The sequence below is a fragment of the Lelliottia sp. 489 genome, from assembly GCF_050435885.1.
In the GTDB taxonomy this organism is placed as follows: Bacteria; Pseudomonadota; Gammaproteobacteria; order Enterobacterales; family Enterobacteriaceae; genus Enterobacter; species Enterobacter nimipressuralis.
The window spans coordinates 134718-151792 of sequence record NZ_JBNDLC010000002.1; the positions used below are offsets into that span (position 1 = coordinate 134718).

Below are 17075 nucleotides of genomic sequence, written 5' to 3' on the forward strand. Positions count from 1 at the left end.
ATTAGCGCACTATATGAGAAGGAATAATCCGAAACCGACCGCGGCCGCCCACACCAGCATTGGCAGGGACCAGAGATGGAATCGCCACCAGATCCGGCGGTTATTTGCCATACGCAGCGCAATCAGATTGGCGAGCGATCCCGGCAGCAGGCCGAAACCGCCGACGTTAACAGCCCAGGCCAGCAGCACCGTTGGCGGTACGTAGTTGATGAGCAGAATGGTCGAGGGGACATTGCTGATAAATTGCGATAACCCGATGGCCGTCAGCCACAGGCCGAGCGGCGAGAGTCCGCTCACGCTGTGCAACGCGCCCTGCAATACCGGCAGCTGGATCAGCAGATGCACATCGATAAACATCGCCATAAAGACCAGCAGCAGCGTCCAGTCGACGCTGATCAGCACCCGCCGCGCCAGCAGCAGGAAGCCGCCCGCCACCAGAAGAGCGCCCCAGAGGGCATATTTAAGTTCGAGGGCCGTCAGGAAAATGATGTACAGGGCGAGACACCCCCACACCAGCCGCGCATTCCACGGTGAGGCCTGGGTGCCACTGTGATAGCGAAGCGGTTTCGCCGGAAAAGCAAACCAGCAGACCACCAGCAGAGAGAGCATCATCACCAGCGCGAGCGGCGCCATTTGCCAGGTGAAGGCCGCAAAGGACAATCCGGAACGTCCCCAGAGCAAAATGTTCTGCGGATTGCCAATTGGCGTCAGTAACGATCCGGCGTTAACCGCCAGCGCTTCAAAGATGATCAGCCGGTTAACCGGGATCTCGCACAGCTTGCGTAACGTCAGGGTCAGCGGCACGACGATAAACAGCGCCACATCGTTAGTCAGAAACGTCGACAGCAGCGCCGCCGCCAGCACCATGAATAGCGACAGTTTGCGCTCGGTGGCAAAGCGGCGCACCATTTTGCGACCGATGACGTCAAAGTAGCCGCTCTGCTCCACCCCTTTGGTCAACATCATCAACCCGCTCAGGGTAATAATGGTGTGCCAGTCGATAGCCGCCGGCCAGGACGCAGGCGCAAAGGGAACGAAAAAGCTCAGCCCAAGGCCAATCAATAACAGAAGATGGAAAAAGCGATCGCGGGCGAGCGCCCGCAGTCCAGGAATGCTCATTCAGCAGAGGACCCAAATTTACGCGTGAACTCGCGGAATTTCTCCAGCGTTTCTTCGCTGACGTGGTGTTCAATCCCTTCCGAATCGCGACGGGCCGTGTCTTCGCTCACGCCGAGCACCAGTAAAAAGTTTTCAACGATCTGATGGCGCTCCCGGCTCTCCTGAGCCAGTTTCTCCCCCTCTGGCGTCAGAAACACGCCGCGCCACGGGATCATTTCGATCAGCCCAACCGAGGCCAGACGTTTTAACATTTTGGCAACCGTAGGCTGTGACACCCCAAGCCTCGCAGCCATGTCCACCTGACGCGCTTCACCGACCTCACGAAAGAGATCGGAAATCAGCTCGACGTAGTCATCAATCAGCTCGCGACGGTGCGCCTCACGCACCTGACGAAACCCTTCAACATGCTCTTCAACATTCACCAGTTGCGTCTTTTTTTTTGTAATGGGCTTACCTGCGCGACGGTTCATTGTCCTTCCTCAGTGGGTGACGCCCCTGGCGTCATATATCTTGAGCGCACAGTGTAAACGATCCCTCTACAAGCACAAAAAATTAACGAATTAGCCATAGCTATACAATATAGCCTGTGCTATATCTGTATGTAATGCAGTCACCCTTCACGGATCGAAGGGATCAGAAATCAGGAGGTCACATGAACGAATTCAAGAGGTGTATGAAAGTGTTTAGCCACTCTCCCTTTAAAGTACGCTTGATGCTGTTGAACATGCTGTGCGATATGTTTAACGGTAAATCAGAGCAAAACGATAAACCGTCCCACTAAGCGGCGTCGCGGTACGCCGCTTCATTTTTCCGTCACACTTTCCGCGCAAACTGCCCTGTTAGCCCTCAATTCCCGATCTTTTTTACGGATTTGTAATCCCTCTCGCAAAACATCTTCTTAGCAACTGTTGACCTGAATGCCGACTGGCTCTATCTTCTTGCAGCCCTGCACCAATTGCGGCTCGCTGAAGCGGACCCTCATTCCCTCTCCACGCACTGTCAGGCAGGCTTTGACCCTCGACGCCAGGGTGAGCACATGGCGTTTTCATGATAGTGACCTATGAATTTAACCCTGAAAGAAACATTTATTACCCGCAGTCGGGCCTTAAGCCCGTGGACGGGATTCTACTTTCTGCAATCGCTGCTCATTAACTTTGCGCTGGGCTATCCCTTTAGCCTGCTCTACGCCGTCGCCTTTACCTGTCTGCTCCATTTGATGTGGCGCAGCGCGCCGCGTGCGCAAAAAGTGGTGGTCGGGATCTGTTCGGTCGTCGCGGCGATGTACTACCCGTTTGGTCAGGCGTATGGTGCCCCCAACTTCAACACCCTGCTGGCGCTGCACTCCACCAATATGGAAGAGTCCACGGAGATCCTGACGATCTTCCCGTGGTACAGCTACGTCATCGGTCTGTTTATTTTTGCTCTTGGGGTGATTGCCGTTCGCCGCAAACCGCAGGAGAAAAAGCCGTGGAGCATGATTGAAAACCTGTGCCTGGTTATCGGCGTGGCGACCTTTTTTGTCGCGCCGGTGCAAAACCTGGCGTGGGGTGGCGTGTTCAAGTTAAAAGACACCGGCTATCCGGTTTTCCGCTTCGTCAAAGATATTGTGGTGAACAATAAAGAAGTGCTCGATGAGCAGACGCGTATGGCGGAGCTGTCAAACATGAAAGACACCTGGAACGTGCTGGCGGTCAAACCGAAATATCACACCTACGTGGTGGTAATTGGCGAAAGCGCGCGCCGCGATGCGCTGGGCGCATTCGGCGGGCACTGGGATAACACGCCGTTTGCCAGCTCGGTAAACGGCACCCTGTTTACCGATTATGTCGCGGCAAGCGGCTCGACGCAGAAATCGCTCGGCCTGACGCTCAGCCGTGTGGTCGATGGCAAACCGCAGTATCAGGATAACTTCGTGACTCTGGCCAACCGCGCCGGTTTCCAGACCTGGTGGTTCTCCAATCAGGGGCAGATCGGTGAATACGACACGGCCATCGCCAGCATCGCCAAACGTGCGGACGAAGCGCAATTCCTGAAGAGCGGAGATTTTGAGGCCGATAAAAATACTAAAGACGAAGCCTTACTGAAGATGACGTCGCAGGTCTTCGCCAGCCAGCGCACCCAGCCCCAGCTGATCGTTCTGCATCTGATGGGCTCGCACCCGCAGGCGTGCGATCGTACCCAGGGGAAATATGCGGAATTCGTGCAGTCGAAAGAGACGTCGTGCTATCTCTACACCATGACGCAAACCGACGATCTGCTGAGTAAACTCTATACCCAGCTGCGCAACACGGGCGACAGTTTCTCGATGGTCTACTTCTCGGATCACGGTCTGGCGTTTAAAGAGCGCGGCAAAGAGGTGCAGTACCTAGCCCATGACGATAAGTTCCAGCAGAACTTCCAGGTGCCGTTTATGGTGCTCTCCAGCGATGACAAAACTCATCGCATCATCAAAGCACGCCGTTCAGCCAATGATTTCCTGAAATTCTTCTCACAATGGACGGGGATTTCGGCCAAAGAGATCGCCAACAGCTATTCGTTCATTTCAAACAAGAAAGCGCCGCCGGTGTATATTACCAACTTCAAGTTACAGAAAGTGGAGTATACCCATCTGGGTACGGATGTTTTTGAGGTGAAAAGCAGGTAAGCTGGCGTCGGTCTGGCACCCTCTTCCAGTGGAAGAGGGTAAAAAAAAATCCGCCACATTGGGCGGATTTTTTACTGGCTCACCGAAGTGATTAGAAGCGGTAACCCACGCCTGCGATCCAGGTGCCAACGTCAACGTTGCGGATACGGCTCTGCTCATAGGAGAAGTCCAGAGCAACGTTTTCGATTGGGTTGAACTGCATACCTGCGCCGTAAGAGAAACCGTAGTCGCTGGTAGAAGCAGTGCGGTTCAGACTTTCGTTTTCAGTCTGCTGGAATTTACCGTAGCCAACACCTACAACACCGTAGATGCTTGCCCAGTCATTCAGGCGGAAAGCAGGACCAGCGGTAACACCGTAGTACTGAGCTTTGTTATAAGCGCCATCTTCAGAACGATCTTTCTCGGTGTAAGTGAAAGAACCGATCACGCCCAGCGGATTGTTGTCCTGCTCGTAGCGGTACTTCAGGTTGAAGCCGTTAGCTTTGTTTACTACGCCCTGCATATCGCTCTGAGCGTAACCACCGGTAACAGTGGAAGTAGCAGCTACAGCGGTACCTGCGGAAACAGCCAGAACAGCGGCCAGTGCTGAAAGACATGCAATTTTTTTCATAACCACCTCAAATGTGCTTCAAGTAAATCCGTAAGTTTTAAATATATCAAAAAATCTTGTGAAACTCTTTGTGATTCGTGTTGTCTAAGCGATCCTTTGATGTAACAGAACATTTCAAAGGTCAGCTATCTTGTTCAAAAAACACTGAATTTCCACATTTATACGCTGATTTTGCGCGTCAACGCCATTACATTCATCCAGATTAATCCTAATCTGTTAGCTTATTAATCCATCAATAGTGGCTCATTCTACGGATTTCGCGGCATTTTTTTTCAACAAAGTCTCAACCGCTGCCTGATTATTTCAATTACACTGCGACCTTTACTCCCTTTGACATAAATTGACAGGAGAAAGGATGCCTGGGATGTCTCGCAAGGCGCCAGTCTGGTTGCCCATCGTTGTAATACTCATCGCTATGCTGTCCATTCAGAGTGGTGCATCACTGGCAAAATCCCTTTTCCCACTGGTGGGTGCCCCTGGCGTCACGGCGCTGCGTATTGCGCTGGGTACCTTAATTCTGGTGGTGATCTTCAAACCCTGGCGGCTGAGATTTAAAAAAGAGCAACGCCTGCCGCTGCTCTTTTACGGGCTGTCGCTCGGCGGAATGAACTATCTGTTCTATTTGTCGATTCAGACCGTACCGCTGGGCATCGCGGTCGCACTGGAGTTCACCGGCCCGCTGGCCGTGGCGCTCTTCTCTTCCCGTCGCCCCGTCGATTTTGTCTGGGTGGTGCTGGCCGTGCTGGGCCTGTGGTTCCTGCTGCCGCTGGGACAGAACATCTCTCATGTGGATTTAACCGGTGCCGCACTGGCTCTCGGTGCGGGAGCCTGCTGGGCGGTCTATATCCTCACCGGGCAACGTGCGGGTGAAGAGCATGGCCCTGCCACCGTCGCACTCGGCTCGCTCATCGCTGCAATCATCTTTGTACCGATTGGGATGGCGCAAGCAACGGAATCCATCTGGCAGTGGTCCATTTTGCCGATAGGTCTTGCGGTCGCCGTTCTCTCCACCGCGTTGCCCTACTCGCTCGAAATGATTGCCCTGACGCGCCTGCCAACACGCATTTTCGGCACGCTGATGAGCATGGAACCGGCGCTCGCCGCCCTGTCGGGGATGGTTTTCCTGGGAGAAAGCCTGACCTTCACTCAGACGCTGGCGCTGTGCTCAATTATTGCCGCGTCAATGGGATCGACGCTCACCATGCGGCCTGAAACCAAAATCAAGAAAATCGACGTCAATTAATGCTCCCTGTTCTGCATGGTTTTTATAGCCATGCAGAATAGAGGCCAACTTACTCCTGGTTTTATTTTCTTACATATTTTGTCATCACGGTGAAATATCCCCTGTCGCCCATGAAAAGAGGGCGTAATTAAGACTCATCCGCATAAAATAAATCATAATCACTTAATATCAATAAGTTACACAACCCCCTTCCCTTTCACTATTAAACCGATAGGCAAAGCCATCCCGGCAGAATATAAAAGCGGTGCTATACTTATTTCCGGTAATTACCTGGAACATATAACATCAAGAGGATATGAGATTATGAGTACCGCTAAACTGGTTAAAACGAAAGCGTCTAATCTGCTTTATACCCGTAACGATGTCTCGGATAGCGATAAGAAAGCAACGATTGAGCTGCTGAATCGCCAGGTGATCCAGTTCATTGACCTGTCGTTGATCACTAAACAGGCCCACTGGAATATGCGCGGCGCCAACTTTATCGCCGTTCATGAAATGCTGGATGGATTCCGGACTGCGTTAGTGACCCACCTGGACACCATGGCTGAACGTGCCGTGCAGCTGGGCGGTGTTGCCCTGGGTACCACTCAGGTGATTAACAGCAAAACGCCACTGAAAAGCTACCCGCTGGATATCCACACCGTTCAGGATCACCTGAAAGAGCTGGCTGACCGTTACGCTATCGTCGCGAACGATGTACGTAAAGCGATTGGCGAAACCAAAGACGAAGACACCGCAGATATCTTAACCGCGGCTTCTCGCGACCTGGATCAATTCCTGTGGTTTATCGAATCTAACATCGAATAATCCATACGAATTATCTATGAAACCCTCGCCGCCCGGCGGGGGTTTTGCACGTTTATGGTGCACACTTTTGCTCTCCCTTTCTACAAAAGTAAATTAGTTGTAATAATCACCTCACAAAATCGTTAACGAAAGATTGTTTTATCGCCGTTATCTGCGCTTAATAGCCACCCGTCGGCTAAGCAAACCCGACTGCACCAAAATAGCGCTCCATTTTGGTGCAACAAAAGCGGTTTGCACCGTTTGCTGTGCAACACATGACATCATCCCCTTTGCAAAACAATGAGTTGCAATGTTGGCACGATTTTTTCATGTAGCCGTTTGTTCTCGCAGGGGATCGCCCCGTGGATATAAAAGGAAATGCTATGAAGTCTGTATTAAAAGTTTCACTGGCTGCACTTACCCTGGCTTTTGCCGTGTCCTCTCACGCTGCAGATAAAAAACTCATCGTCGCAACCGACACCGCCTTCGTCCCCTTTGAATTCAAACAGGGCGATCAGTATGTTGGTTTTGACGTCGATCTGTGGGCAGCTATCGCGAAGGAACTTAAACTTGATTACACCCTGAAGCCAATGGACTTCAGCGGTATCGTCCCTGCACTGCAAACCAAAAACGTTGACGTTGCGCTGGCGGGTATCACCATCACTGACGCACGTAAAAAAGCGATCGACTTCTCTGACGGCTACTACAAAAGCGGCCTGCTGGTGATGGTTAAGGCTGATAACAACGACGTGAAAAGCGTAAAAGATCTCGACGGCAAAGTGGTTGCAGTGAAAAGCGGCACCGGCTCTGTTGATTACGCGAAAGCCAACATCAAATCCAAAGACCTGCGTCAGTTCCCGAACATCGATAACGCTTACATGGAACTGGGCACCAACCGCGCTGACGCGGTACTGCACGACACACCAAACATCCTGTACTTCATCAAAACTGCGGGCAACGGCAAATTCAAAGCGGTTGGCGAGTCTTTAGAAGCACAGCAGTACGGTATCGCCTTCCCGAAAGGCAGCGACGATCTGCGTACCAAAGTGAACGGCGCGCTGAAAACCCTGCGTGAGAACGGCACCTACAACGAAATCTACAAAAAATGGTTCGGCACTGAGCCAAAATAATTATTCTTAAAAGAAGAAGTACGCTCGGGGGCGACCTTTCGCCCCTGCTTTTTAGAACCACGGTAACAGGAAATTATCATGCAGTTTGACTGGAGCGCCATCTGGCCTGCCATTCCTCTCTTGCTTGAAGGCGCCAAAATGACCCTGTGGATTTCGGTCCTCGGTCTGGTTGGCGGGTTGTTTATCGGCCTCGTGGCTGGTTTCGCTCGCACCTACGGCGGCTGGATTGCAAACCACATCGCACTGGTTTTCATCGAAGTGATCCGCGGAACGCCTATCGTCGTCCAGGTCATGTTTATCTACTTCGCCCTGCCAATGGCTTTCACCGATCTGCGCATTGATCCGTTCAGCGCCGCCGTGGTGACCATTATGATCAACTCCGGCGCCTACATCGCGGAAATCACGCGCGGCGCGGTACTGTCGATTCATAAAGGCTTTAGCGAAGCGGGTCTGGCACTGGGGCTGTCTCGCCGCGAAACCATTCGCCACGTGATCCTGCCGCTGGCGCTGCGCCGTATGCTGCCGCCGCTCGGTAACCAGTGGATCATCAGTATTAAAGACACCTCGCTGTTTATCGTAATTGGCGTGGCCGAGTTGACCCGTCAGGGCCAGGAGATCATTGCCGGTAACTTCCGCGCACTGGAAATCTGGAGTGCCGTGGCCGTTGTTTATCTGATTATTACGCTGCTGCTGAGCTTTGTTCTGCGTCGCCTTGAAAGAAGGATGAAAATCCTGTGATTGAATTTAAAAACGTCTCCAAGCATTTTGGTCCAACCCAGGTGCTGCATAACATCGATCTGGATATCAAACAGGGCGAAGTTGTCGTCATTATCGGGCCGTCAGGTTCCGGTAAATCGACGCTGCTGCGCTGCATCAACAAGCTTGAAGAGATCACCAGCGGCGATCTGATCGTTGATGGCCTGAAGGTCAACGACCCGAAAGTGGACGAGCGTCTGATTCGCCAGGAAGCGGGTATGGTGTTCCAGCAGTTCTACCTGTTCCCGCACCTGACGGCGCTGGAAAACGTGATGTTTGGTCCACAGCGCGTGCGCGGTGCCAACAAAGCGGCGGCTGAAAAGCTGGCAAAAGAGCTGCTGGCGAAAGTCGGCCTTGCCGAGCGTGCTCACCACTATCCGTCCGAACTCTCCGGCGGCCAGCAACAGCGTGTGGCTATCGCCCGCGCGCTGGCAGTAAAACCGAAAATGATGCTGTTCGATGAGCCAACCTCCGCGCTCGACCCGGAACTGCGTCACGAAGTATTGAAGGTTATGCAGGACCTGGCGGAAGAAGGGATGACGATGGTCATCGTGACCCACGAAATCGGCTTTGCCGAGAAAGTGGCGTCCCGGCTGATTTTCATTGATAAAGGGCGTATTGCGGAAGACGGTAATCCGCAAGAGCTGATTGCTAACCCGCCTAGCCAGCGCCTGCAGGAATTCTTGCAGCACGTGTCGTAAACATCGCCGTTGCTTCACACCAGCCGGGCCGCTCTGTCGCCCGGCTTTTTTATGCCGGATTGTTCCCAAAAACTTCTCTCCCCCACCTGCCATCTATACTTATCATTTTGCTGAACATTTTCTTCATCGGAGGAAGCCGTGCCGTGGATCCTGCTGCTTTTGCTTTGCCTGTTCGGTGCACCCGCTCAGGCTGTCACCCTCCCGGGCGTTACCTCAGGCGCGTCTGCCTCTCAGTCGAGCACGCCTGCTGCGGAGCCGGACGTTGAGCAAAAGAAAGCTGCCTATGGCGCGCTGGCCGACGTGCTGGAGAATGACACGTCGCGCAAAGAACTGATCGACCAGCTGCGCACCGTCGCGAAAACGCCGCCGCAGGAGCCGGTCCCCAGCATTACGCCACCTGAAGTGACAAGCGAAAAAACCGTGCTGGAGAATGTGACTGACGTCAGCCGGCACTACGGCGAAGCCCTCTCCGCTCGCTTCGCACAGCTCTACCGCAACCTGATTGGCTCCCCGCACAAACCCTTTAATCCCCAAACTTTCAGCAACGCCGCCAGCCACTTCCTGATGCTGGCCGGGGCGATCTTCGCTTTTTACTGGCTGGCGCGGCTGTGCGCGTGGCCGCTATACCGCAAAATGGGAGAGTGGGGACGCAGAAAAAATCGTGAGAAAAGCAGCTGGCTTCACTTGCCGCTCATGATTGCAGGCGCGTTCGTCATTGATTTAATGATTCTGGCCCTGACGCTGTTTGTGGGCCAGGTGCTGAGCGATAACCTTAATGCCGGAAGCCAAACCATCGCCTTCCAGCAAAGTCTGTTCCTCAATGCCTTCGCCCTGATCGAGTTCTTTAAAGCTCTGTTACGCCTGATATTCAGCCCGCGCGTGCCGGATTTACGCCCGTTCACCGTCAATGACGAAAGCGCCAAATACTGGGCGCTACGCCTGAGCATTCTAAGCGGTCTGATTGGCTACGGCCTGCTGGTCGCGGTGCCCATTATCTCGAATCAGGTCAACGTGCAAATTGGCGCCCTGGCAAACGTGCTGATTATGCTCGGGATTACCGTCTGGGCACTGTACCTGATTTTTCATAATAAAAAGGCGATTACCAACGGGCTTTTGCACCTGGCGGACCGCTCGCTCTCATTCTTCAGCCTGTTTATCCGCGCGTTCGCGCTGGTGTGGCACTGGCTGGCAAGCGCCTATTTCATCGTACTGTGCTTCTTCTCCCTGTTCGATCCGGGTAACAGCCTGAAATTTATGATGGGCGCCACCTTCCACAGTCTGGCGATTATCGGTATCGCGGCCTTTGTCTCCGGCCTGCTTTCACGCTGGATTTCAAAAACCATTACCCTTTCCCCGCAGGTACAGCGAAATTATCCCGAACTGCAAAAACGGGTGAATGGCTGGATTTCCGCCTCCCTGAAAGTGGCGCGGATCCTGACCGTCTGCATCGCCGTGATGCTTCTGCTCAGCGCCTGGAGTCTGTTTGATTTCTGGAACTGGATGCACAACGGCGCGGGCGAAAAAACGGTGGATATTTTAATTCGCATCGCGCTGATTCTGTTCTTCTCGGCTATCGGCTGGACGCTGCTCGCCAGCCTGATTGAAAACCGCCTGGTGTCCGATATTCATGGCCGCCCGCTCCCCAGCGCTCGCGCACGCACGCTGTTGACCCTGTTTCGCAATGCGCTGGCGGTGATCATCAGTACCATTACCATCATGATTGTGCTGTCTGAAATCGGCGTGAATATCGCTCCGCTGCTGGCAGGTGCGGGTGCGCTGGGTCTGGCGATCTCCTTCGGGTCACAAACCCTGGTGAAAGATATTATTACCGGGATCTTTATTCAGTTTGAGAACGGGATGAATACGGGCGATTTGGTCACGATTGGGCCGTTAACCGGCACCGTCGAGCGGATGTCGATTCGTTCCGTGGGCGTGCGCCAGGACACCGGCGCGTACCATATCATTCCGTGGTCATCGATTACCACCTTCGCCAACTTTGTGCGCGGTATCGGGTCGGTGGTGGCCAATTACGACGTGGATCGGCATGAGGATGCGGATAAAGCGAAGCAGGCGCTGAAATCGGCGGTTGAAGAGCTTATGGAGATGGACGATATTCGCGGGCTGGTGATCGGTGAGCCGTCGTTTGCCGGGATTGTCGGGCTGACGAATACCGCCTTTACCCTGCGCGTTTCGTTCACCACCCAGCCGCTCAAGCAGTGGACGGTGCGGTTTGCACTCGACAGCATGGTGAAGAAACACTTCGATATCGCCGACGTGCGACCGCCGGTGCAAACCTACCAGGTGCTCCCCGCGCCGGTGTCACCACCGCCGCCGCAGGAGCCAACCCTGTAGGCCCGGTCAGCCAAGCGCCACCGGCAACAGGCATCAGAATGGTCGGCGGCGTTTCGCGTCATCCATAAAGGACCAGGCGATAAAGCGGCTCTGCTTCTGTCCCTGGGCCATCTCTTTTTTCACCACTTTTACCGCGCCGACGTCTGTCAGTGCACGGTAGAGCGGCGGCAGGTTATCGCCGCGAGAGACCAGCGTCGTGAACCATTTTACCTGACGGCCAAACTGCTTACTTTCGGCGATCATTTTCTCGATAAAGGCCACTTCGCCCCCTTCGCACCACAGCTCGTGCTGCTGGCCGCCGAAGTTAAGCGCACCCTCTTCCGCCTGACCGAGATTGCGGCGCTTGCGCTCGCTACCGGCGCGGGCGGTGGCTGCCGAATCGTGGAACGGCGGATTACACATTGTGGCATCGTAGTTTTCATTCTTATGAATGATGCCGTTGAAAATCATGGAGGCATCTTTTTGGCGACGCAAACGGATGGCGCGGGTTAAGCCCTCGTTACCATTGATGATCGCCTGGGCGCTGGCAAAGGCTTCCGGCCCCGTTTCGCTGCCCGTAAAACGCCAGCCGTACTCATGTGCGCCAATCAGCGGGTAAATCAGGTTCGCGCCGGTTCCGATGTCTAACACCGTCGCCTGTTTCGGAATCTCACCGCCATTGCCTTCTGCCAGCAAATCGGCGAGATGGTGGATATAATCCGCGCGTCCCGGCACCGGTGGACAGAGAAAACCTTCCGGAATGTCCCACTGCGCAACGCCATAAAAATGGGCCAAAAGCGCCTTGTTCAGCGCCTTTACCGCCAGCGGGTCGGCAAAATTAACTGAGGGTTCACCCGCTGGGGTCTGCACGATAAATTCCTGCAGTTGAGGGCAGCTTTGACACAGGGCATTCATGTCGTAGCGGCTACGATGGCGGTTACGCGGGTGTAATCCCGGCTTTTGGGCAGTCATGGCATTCTCCTTTTCACAGCGGCGTAAGATACCCTCTGATGACCCAACGGTAAATAACTCTCTTTATGGCACAACAAATCGCCAAAAATCAGCAACCTGTATGTCTATGATCTGTCAATAATTTGTCAATTTATATCGTTCAAAAAATAAGCAGATCACCATCAAATTTTTGCGCTAAATCACACTCCGTATCCTTCTAAACTTAATCTGAATCACCCATTGTCATTCAGACTCAGAGGATGTGATTATGAAAAAATACCTGACACTCATCGTTGTTGCCGGAGCCCTCGCAACCGCCTCGCTTCCTGCCTGGTCCGTTCAGCCGCTCACGACCGATAGCGATACCAGCCAGCTACGTCCTGCAGGGACAGTCTCCGCCACCGGCGCTGCAAATCTTGACGATCTTCAGCATAAGCTGGCTGAGAAAGCCCGCCAGGAAGGGGCTAAAGGGTTCGTTGTGGAATCCGCCAGCGGCGACAATCGTATGTTTGGCACAGCAACCATCTACAAATAGTCTCCCCGCCAACGAACTGCATCTGTTTAAAAAGATGCAGTTCTCTTCCCGCTTTTCTTGACTGTACGTTTTTTAACCCCATATTCATTCTATAAAGGTTTATCTTCCATCAGGAGAGAGCTATGGCTTCCGGTTGGGCAAATGACGATGCCGTGAACGAACAGATCAACAGTACAATTGAAGATGCTGTCGCACGCGTTCGCGGTGAGATACCGCAGGGTGAAAGTCTGTATGAGTGTGCAGAGTGCGGGGAGATCATTCCCGAGGCGCGGCGTAAAGCCATGCCCGGCGTAAGGCTGTGTATCACATGCCAGCAGAGTAAAGATTCAAAAAACACTTCACATTCAGGATATAATCGCAGAGGATCGAAAGACAGCCAGCTACGTTGACTCTTCTTTACCTTAAACGAAGCCGCAAGCGGTTACCTTTACGCTCACGGTTTTTTTAAGACCGCGTGGCAAAACGTGCCCTCTTTACTCCCTCTGTAAAGCGCAACGACAAGAACTGTAAAACGCTGCTCTGAATTTATTAATAATCAATAAGTTATTTGTCATTCAATTTTTTTGAGCAATGCTGTCAATTCTCTTCGATTTTATCTTTCGCAAAAAAACGTGATACTTATCACATCGACGGAACATCGTCCCCTTAACAGAATAACCTGCGAGAGATTAACTATGAAAACCATCAAATATGCTGTTGCCGCTGTTGCCCTGTCTGCTCTGTCATTTGGCGCGTTCGCTGCGGAATCTGTGACTTCTGCTCAGGCGCAGAACATGAATAAAATCGGTGTGGTGAGTGCTGAAGGCGCGACCACGCTGGATGGTCTGGAAGCAAAACTGGCTGAGAAAGCGTCTGCTGCGGGTGCAAGTGGTTACACCATCACTTCTGCTAACACCAACAACAAACTTAGCGGTACTGCGGTTATCTACAAATAACCCAACGAAATATGCTCCACACTCGCTATACCCTCTGGCGAGTTGCTCCAACCCTCATTGACCCTGTTGTTGTTACCCTTTGTTTGCCCGTCCTCACCGGACGGGCTTTTTTTTGTCTAGAAAAACTCTGCCACGCGTTTAAGCCCAGCCTCGACGGAATCCGTCTCCCCCGTCGCCAGCAAACAGCACGCCATCTGTAGCTTCAGAGAGTGCGGAACCGGTTCGCTCCCGGCCAGACAGCGCTCGGTCCAGCGGGCCGTGGTTTCAGCATCTTTTGCCGTCGGCAGCACGACGTCGCCTTCCGGCTCCTCACCGCGCTCCAGCACGACGCGCGTGCCCTGCTTGTCAATAAGCGTTATCTGCGGGCAGCGCTGCGGATTGGCATACGCCTCGCCTTCGGTGCCGTGCATCAACAGCCCTTTACCGCCAATATCGGAGAAGAAGCCCGCCACGCGAGTGACATACTCCGGATGCGAGACGCTGGACAGACGCAGCGCAGCATCTTCCTCAAACGGCGTCGCCAGTTTCGCCAGCGTATGAGCACTGTTACGCACGCCCATGCGCCAGCGCATATCCAGCTGCTTTTCGAGAGGGGGGCACAGCGCGCTCACCGGAATATAGACCGGATGATGGCTTTCGAGTTTGGCCTGCGCCTGTCCCGCATGAAGCGTCGGCGCAATGCCCATTAATTCAAAAATGGTTTCAGTCAGCACGCGCGTGGGATCGGCGCTGACGCCGTGCACAACGACCGGGAAACCGAGTCTGTTCAGCAGCACCGCCAGCAGCGGCGTCAGATTCGCCTGTTTGCGCGCGCCGTTATAGGTGGGAATGACAATCGGCATCGGTTTGGCGACAGGCGGCGTCAGGCGGAAGGTTTGCGCCTGCATCGCCTCATAAAACCCGCGCATCTCCGCTTCTCCTTCGCCTTTAATGCGCAGGGCAATCAGAATGCCGCCCATCTCCAGCTCTGGCACATCGCCGTTCAGCATGTAGGTGTAGAGCGCGCGAGCGGTTTCCTGGTCCAGATCGCGGGCATGATTCTTCCCGCGTCCTACCTCTTTGATAATTTTGCGATAATCCACGACATTTCTCCTGGCAACATCATTGACACACTATAGCCCTGAAAAAGCCATCAACGATAGTGTTGCTTATTTTCTGCCGGGACTACGTCGTCTCGTACCCGGCGCTTTTTTCCGCGCCGCCACCACGCTCGTTGGCCGCTTTGTCACTTCCGGTACGTCGGGTTGTTCGATAGGAAATACCGGTAAGGCGTTAAGCAGGCGCTGGCCGTAGTTTTTGGTCAGCAATCGTCGGTCATAAATGACGATTTCGCCCCAGCAGCCGTGGCTACGAATCAGTCGCCCCACCTGCTGAATCAGGTTGAATGACGCCGCAGGCAGGCTTTGCACCTCGAACGGATAGCGGTTGAGGCTTTTCAGCCACTCGCCTTCAGTGATCACCACCGGGCTGTCGATGGGCGGGAATGCGATTTTATGGATATGCACCTGCGTCAGGTAGTCGCCCTTCAAATCCAGCCCTTCCGCAAAGGACTGCAGGCCGATCAGCACGCTGCGCTCGCCGTTATCAATGCGTTTACGGTGGGTTTCCACCAGCCGGTAGCGCGGCTGATCGCCCTGCACCAGCAGCAATAGGCGCAGGTCAGTGACATAGGTTAAAAACAGCTGCATCGCGCGATTACTGGCAAACAGCACCAGCATGCCGGGGTATTTCCTGCTTTCGACCTGCTCGCGGAAATAGGCGGCCATCTCGGCAATATGCTGCTCTTCGTGCTCCATCAGCGGCTCATGCTGCATTTTCGGGATCACCAGTTTGCCCTGCTCGCAGTGGTTAAACGGGGAATCCAGCGAGACAAAGCGGTCGCCCGCTTCCTCTTTGAGACCGCTCATCTCCTGCAACCGCGAAAAGCTGTTGAGGGAGCGTAGCGTTGCAGACGTAACCACCACGTGCGGCACGCTGCGCCAGATCAGCTTTTCCAGCTGATCGCTGACGCGGATCCCTACGCAGTGGAAGAAGAGGTGAATTTGCCCGTCTTTGGCTTCCCGCGTCGCCCATTTGGTCACCGGCGCGCCGGAGGCCTGCGCCATCGACGCCAGCCGCCACAGCTTGCTTTGGCTTTCAAACATGCTCAATGCGCGATTCATCTGCAACAAAACGCGATGCACGCGCACTACGTCATGCGTCCCGGTTTTTTCACTGAGATCGTTGAGGAACATCTCCGCCAGCCCGCGCAGCTTTTCCAGGTGCTTCGCCAGTTGCTTGCAGATCTCCATGATCTCATCCGGCAGCTCCCCCATCGCAAAACGATGTTCCGCTTCCTGGGTGGCCGGAAGATACAGATCGAGGATCGTGTTGAGTGAGGCGATAAGGGCGTAGATCTCTTCGCACTGTGCGCTCAGTCGCTCAGGCACCGCCAAGGGCGGCGTGGTTTTGGGGCGGAACTGCTCCATGCAGGTGGCAATCAGCTTACAGAACAGATCGAGCTGCAGGCGAAACCATGGCGCGGTGATTTCCGCACTCATCTCCAGAGCATCGCGCGCCACGTCCGGCAGATGGTGTCCTTCGTCGAGAACCAGCAGCAGGTTTTTCGGATCGGGAAGGACCGATTCGCTCTCCAGCGCCGCCATCACCAGCGCATGGTTAGCCACCACCACTTCCGCCTCCTGGATTTCGCGACGTGCAACGAAGAACGGGCATTCACGGTAGTAATGGCAGTTGCGATTCAGGCAGCTGGCTTTATCAGTGCTCAGGCGACGCCACAGATCGTCGCTGATGGCTTTATCCGTGTGATCGCGCAGGCCGTCCCATTTATAGCCGTCGAGATCGACCTTCAGCGTTGCGCACAGCTCCTGCTCGGCTTTGTTATTCGGGGTGAGATCATCATCCAGAAACGCCAGCAAATCCTGCTGGGTCGCTTCGGTACTGGCAAGCCCCGCCAGATTGCGTGGACACACGTATCGCCCGCGTCCAAACGCGGCGGTGAACCGCAGCTCAGGAATAATTTTACGCAGCAGCGGTAAATCTTTGCTGTAGATCTGATCCTGCAATGCCACGTTGGCGGTGCTGACCACCAGCGTTTTTTGCTCTTCGCGGGCGATGGCAATGCCAGGAATTAAATAGGAAAGGGTTTTCCCGACGCCGGTGGGTGCTTCGATCGCCAGATGCCGCCCGTCGTCCCCGGCGAGCGTCTTCGCCACATCGGCAATCATCTGCCGCTGCGGGGCTCGGGGAATAAAGTCGGGGATCTGCTGTTGCAGCGCCTTATACCAGGCGGCAATTTGCGCTTTGAGCGCAGCGGTTAAAGCCATCGGGGAAC

17 protein-coding genes are annotated in these 17075 nt (G+C 54.1%); 11 read left to right on the top strand and 6 right to left on the bottom strand.

Annotated features, from left to right (window positions below; translation table 11 throughout):
- Nucleotides 1-9 precede the first annotated feature (9 nt).
- Both ABIE11_RS08655 and mntR read right to left on the bottom strand, forming a co-directional pair.
- Nucleotides 10-1119: an anion transporter gene (locus ABIE11_RS08655; RefSeq protein ID WP_102105204.1), complete on the bottom strand. Its 1110-nt coding sequence runs from the start codon at nt 1117-1119 to the stop codon at nt 10-12.
- The gene (mntR, locus tag ABIE11_RS08660; RefSeq protein WP_100777099.1) at nt 1116-1589 is read right to left on the bottom strand and encodes a manganese-binding transcriptional regulator MntR; all 474 of its coding nucleotides are present in this window, start codon (nt 1587-1589) and stop codon (nt 1116-1118) included. Before mntR ends, ABIE11_RS08655 begins: the two co-directional genes overlap by 4 nt.
- A gap of 182 nt (nt 1590-1771) precedes the next feature.
- On the opposite strand from mntR, the gene mntS reads away from it, so the two are divergent.
- Nucleotides 1772-1900: a manganase accumulation protein MntS gene (gene mntS, locus ABIE11_RS08665; protein ID WP_107703991.1), complete on the top strand. Its 129-nt coding sequence runs from the start codon at nt 1772-1774 to the stop codon at nt 1898-1900.
- Nucleotides 1901-2179: 279 nt separating this feature from the next.
- Nucleotides 2180-3763, top strand: a complete 1584-nt coding sequence (locus tag ABIE11_RS08670; protein ID WP_100777101.1) for a phosphoethanolamine transferase — start codon at nt 2180-2182, stop codon at nt 3761-3763.
- A 91-nt stretch (nt 3764-3854) separates the two neighbouring features.
- On the opposite strand, the gene ompX is transcribed toward ABIE11_RS08670, so the two are convergent.
- Entirely contained in the window at nt 3855-4373 is a 519-nt protein-coding gene (gene ompX, locus ABIE11_RS08675) for an outer membrane protein OmpX (RefSeq protein ID WP_100777103.1), read from the bottom strand.
- Nucleotides 4374-4728: 355 nt separating this feature from the next.
- Here ompX and rhtA point away from each other — a divergent pair, with 355 nt between their 5' ends.
- The 6 genes from rhtA (at nt 4729) to ybiO (ending at nt 11341) form a co-directional block, all read left to right on the top strand.
- Entirely contained in the window at nt 4729-5616 is an 888-nt protein-coding gene (gene rhtA / locus ABIE11_RS08680; RefSeq protein WP_100777104.1) for a threonine/homoserine exporter RhtA, read from the top strand.
- A gap of 303 nt (nt 5617-5919) precedes the next feature.
- Nucleotides 5920-6423 carry a DNA starvation/stationary phase protection protein Dps gene (dps, locus tag ABIE11_RS08685; RefSeq protein WP_100777105.1) on the top strand — a complete coding sequence of 168 codons (504 nt, stop codon included), beginning with the start codon at nt 5920-5922 and terminating at the stop codon, nt 6421-6423.
- A 362-nt stretch (nt 6424-6785) separates the two neighbouring features.
- The gene (gene glnH, locus ABIE11_RS08690; RefSeq protein ID WP_100777106.1) at nt 6786-7532 is read left to right on the top strand and encodes a glutamine ABC transporter substrate-binding protein GlnH; all 747 of its coding nucleotides are present in this window, start codon (nt 6786-6788) and stop codon (nt 7530-7532) included.
- Nucleotides 7533-7610: 78 nt separating this feature from the next.
- A complete protein-coding gene (glnP, locus tag ABIE11_RS08695) occupies nt 7611-8270 on the top strand; it encodes a glutamine ABC transporter permease GlnP (RefSeq protein ID WP_095281341.1) in 660 nt (219 codons plus the stop codon).
- Complete coding sequence (gene glnQ / locus ABIE11_RS08700; protein WP_100777107.1) at nt 8267-8989, top strand: glutamine ABC transporter ATP-binding protein GlnQ; 723 nt, start codon at nt 8267-8269, stop codon at nt 8987-8989. Before glnP ends, glnQ begins: the two co-directional genes overlap by 4 nt.
- Before the next feature lie 138 nt (nt 8990-9127).
- Nucleotides 9128-11341 carry a mechanosensitive channel protein gene (ybiO, locus tag ABIE11_RS08705; RefSeq protein WP_429184337.1) on the top strand — a complete coding sequence of 738 codons (2214 nt, stop codon included), beginning with the start codon at nt 9128-9130 and terminating at the stop codon, nt 11339-11341.
- A 33-nt stretch (nt 11342-11374) separates the two neighbouring features.
- On the opposite strand, the gene rlmF is transcribed toward ybiO, so the two are convergent.
- A complete protein-coding gene (rlmF, locus tag ABIE11_RS08710) occupies nt 11375-12292 on the bottom strand; it encodes a 23S rRNA (adenine(1618)-N(6))-methyltransferase RlmF (protein ID WP_194514151.1) in 918 nt (305 codons plus the stop codon).
- A gap of 247 nt (nt 12293-12539) precedes the next feature.
- Here rlmF and mcbA point away from each other — a divergent pair, with 247 nt between their 5' ends.
- The 3 genes from mcbA to ybiJ all read left to right on the top strand — a co-directional run bounded on the left by mcbA (nt 12540) and on the right by ybiJ (nt 13741).
- Nucleotides 12540-12806: a DUF1471 family periplasmic protein McbA gene (gene mcbA, locus ABIE11_RS08715; protein WP_100777110.1), complete on the top strand. Its 267-nt coding sequence runs from the start codon at nt 12540-12542 to the stop codon at nt 12804-12806.
- A gap of 122 nt (nt 12807-12928) precedes the next feature.
- Nucleotides 12929-13195 carry a DksA/TraR family C4-type zinc finger protein gene (locus ABIE11_RS08720; protein WP_409255563.1) on the top strand — a complete coding sequence of 89 codons (267 nt, stop codon included), beginning with the start codon at nt 12929-12931 and terminating at the stop codon, nt 13193-13195.
- Between the two features lie 285 nt (nt 13196-13480).
- Nucleotides 13481-13741: a DUF1471 family protein YbiJ gene (gene ybiJ / locus ABIE11_RS08725; protein WP_100777112.1), complete on the top strand. Its 261-nt coding sequence runs from the start codon at nt 13481-13483 to the stop codon at nt 13739-13741.
- Nucleotides 13742-13857: 116 nt separating this feature from the next.
- Here ybiJ and ybiB read toward each other — a convergent pair whose 3' ends face one another.
- On the bottom strand, nt 13858-14823 hold the full coding sequence (ybiB, locus tag ABIE11_RS08730) for a DNA-binding protein YbiB (protein ID WP_429184338.1): 966 nt from the start codon (nt 14821-14823) through the stop codon (nt 13858-13860).
- Nucleotides 14824-14889: 66 nt separating this feature from the next.
- Complete coding sequence (gene dinG, locus ABIE11_RS08735; protein ID WP_429184339.1) at nt 14890-17067, bottom strand: ATP-dependent DNA helicase DinG; 2178 nt, start codon at nt 17065-17067, stop codon at nt 14890-14892.
- Nucleotides 17068-17075: the final 8 nt, after the last annotated feature.

Bases quoted from the DNA above. Each gene is read 5' to 3' on its own strand.
- ABIE11_RS08655 (WP_102105204.1), bottom strand. From the start codon at position 1,119: ATGAGCATTCCTGGACTGCGGGCGCTCGCCCGCGATCGCTTTTTCCAT.
- mntR (WP_100777099.1), bottom strand. From the start codon at position 1,589: ATGAACCGTCGCGCAGGTAAGCCCATTACAAAAAAAAAGACGCAACTG.
- mntS (WP_107703991.1), top strand. From the start codon at position 1,772: ATGAACGAATTCAAGAGGTGTATGAAAGTGTTTAGCCACTCTCCCTTT.
- ABIE11_RS08670 (WP_100777101.1), top strand. From the start codon at position 2,180: ATGAATTTAACCCTGAAAGAAACATTTATTACCCGCAGTCGGGCCTTA.
- ompX (WP_100777103.1), bottom strand. From the start codon at position 4,373: ATGAAAAAAATTGCATGTCTTTCAGCACTGGCCGCTGTTCTGGCTGTT.
- rhtA (WP_100777104.1), top strand. From the start codon at position 4,729: ATGCCTGGGATGTCTCGCAAGGCGCCAGTCTGGTTGCCCATCGTTGTA.
- dps (WP_100777105.1), top strand. From the start codon at position 5,920: ATGAGTACCGCTAAACTGGTTAAAACGAAAGCGTCTAATCTGCTTTAT.
- glnH (WP_100777106.1), top strand. From the start codon at position 6,786: ATGAAGTCTGTATTAAAAGTTTCACTGGCTGCACTTACCCTGGCTTTT.
- glnP (WP_095281341.1), top strand. From the start codon at position 7,611: ATGCAGTTTGACTGGAGCGCCATCTGGCCTGCCATTCCTCTCTTGCTT.
- rlmF (WP_194514151.1), bottom strand. From the start codon at position 12,292: ATGACTGCCCAAAAGCCGGGATTACACCCGCGTAACCGCCATCGTAGC.
- mcbA (WP_100777110.1), top strand. From the start codon at position 12,540: ATGAAAAAATACCTGACACTCATCGTTGTTGCCGGAGCCCTCGCAACC.
- ABIE11_RS08720 (WP_409255563.1), top strand. From the start codon at position 12,929: ATGGCTTCCGGTTGGGCAAATGACGATGCCGTGAACGAACAGATCAAC.
- ybiJ (WP_100777112.1), top strand. From the start codon at position 13,481: ATGAAAACCATCAAATATGCTGTTGCCGCTGTTGCCCTGTCTGCTCTG.
- dinG (WP_429184339.1), bottom strand. From the start codon at position 17,067: ATGGCTTTAACCGCTGCGCTCAAAGCGCAAATTGCCGCCTGGTATAAG.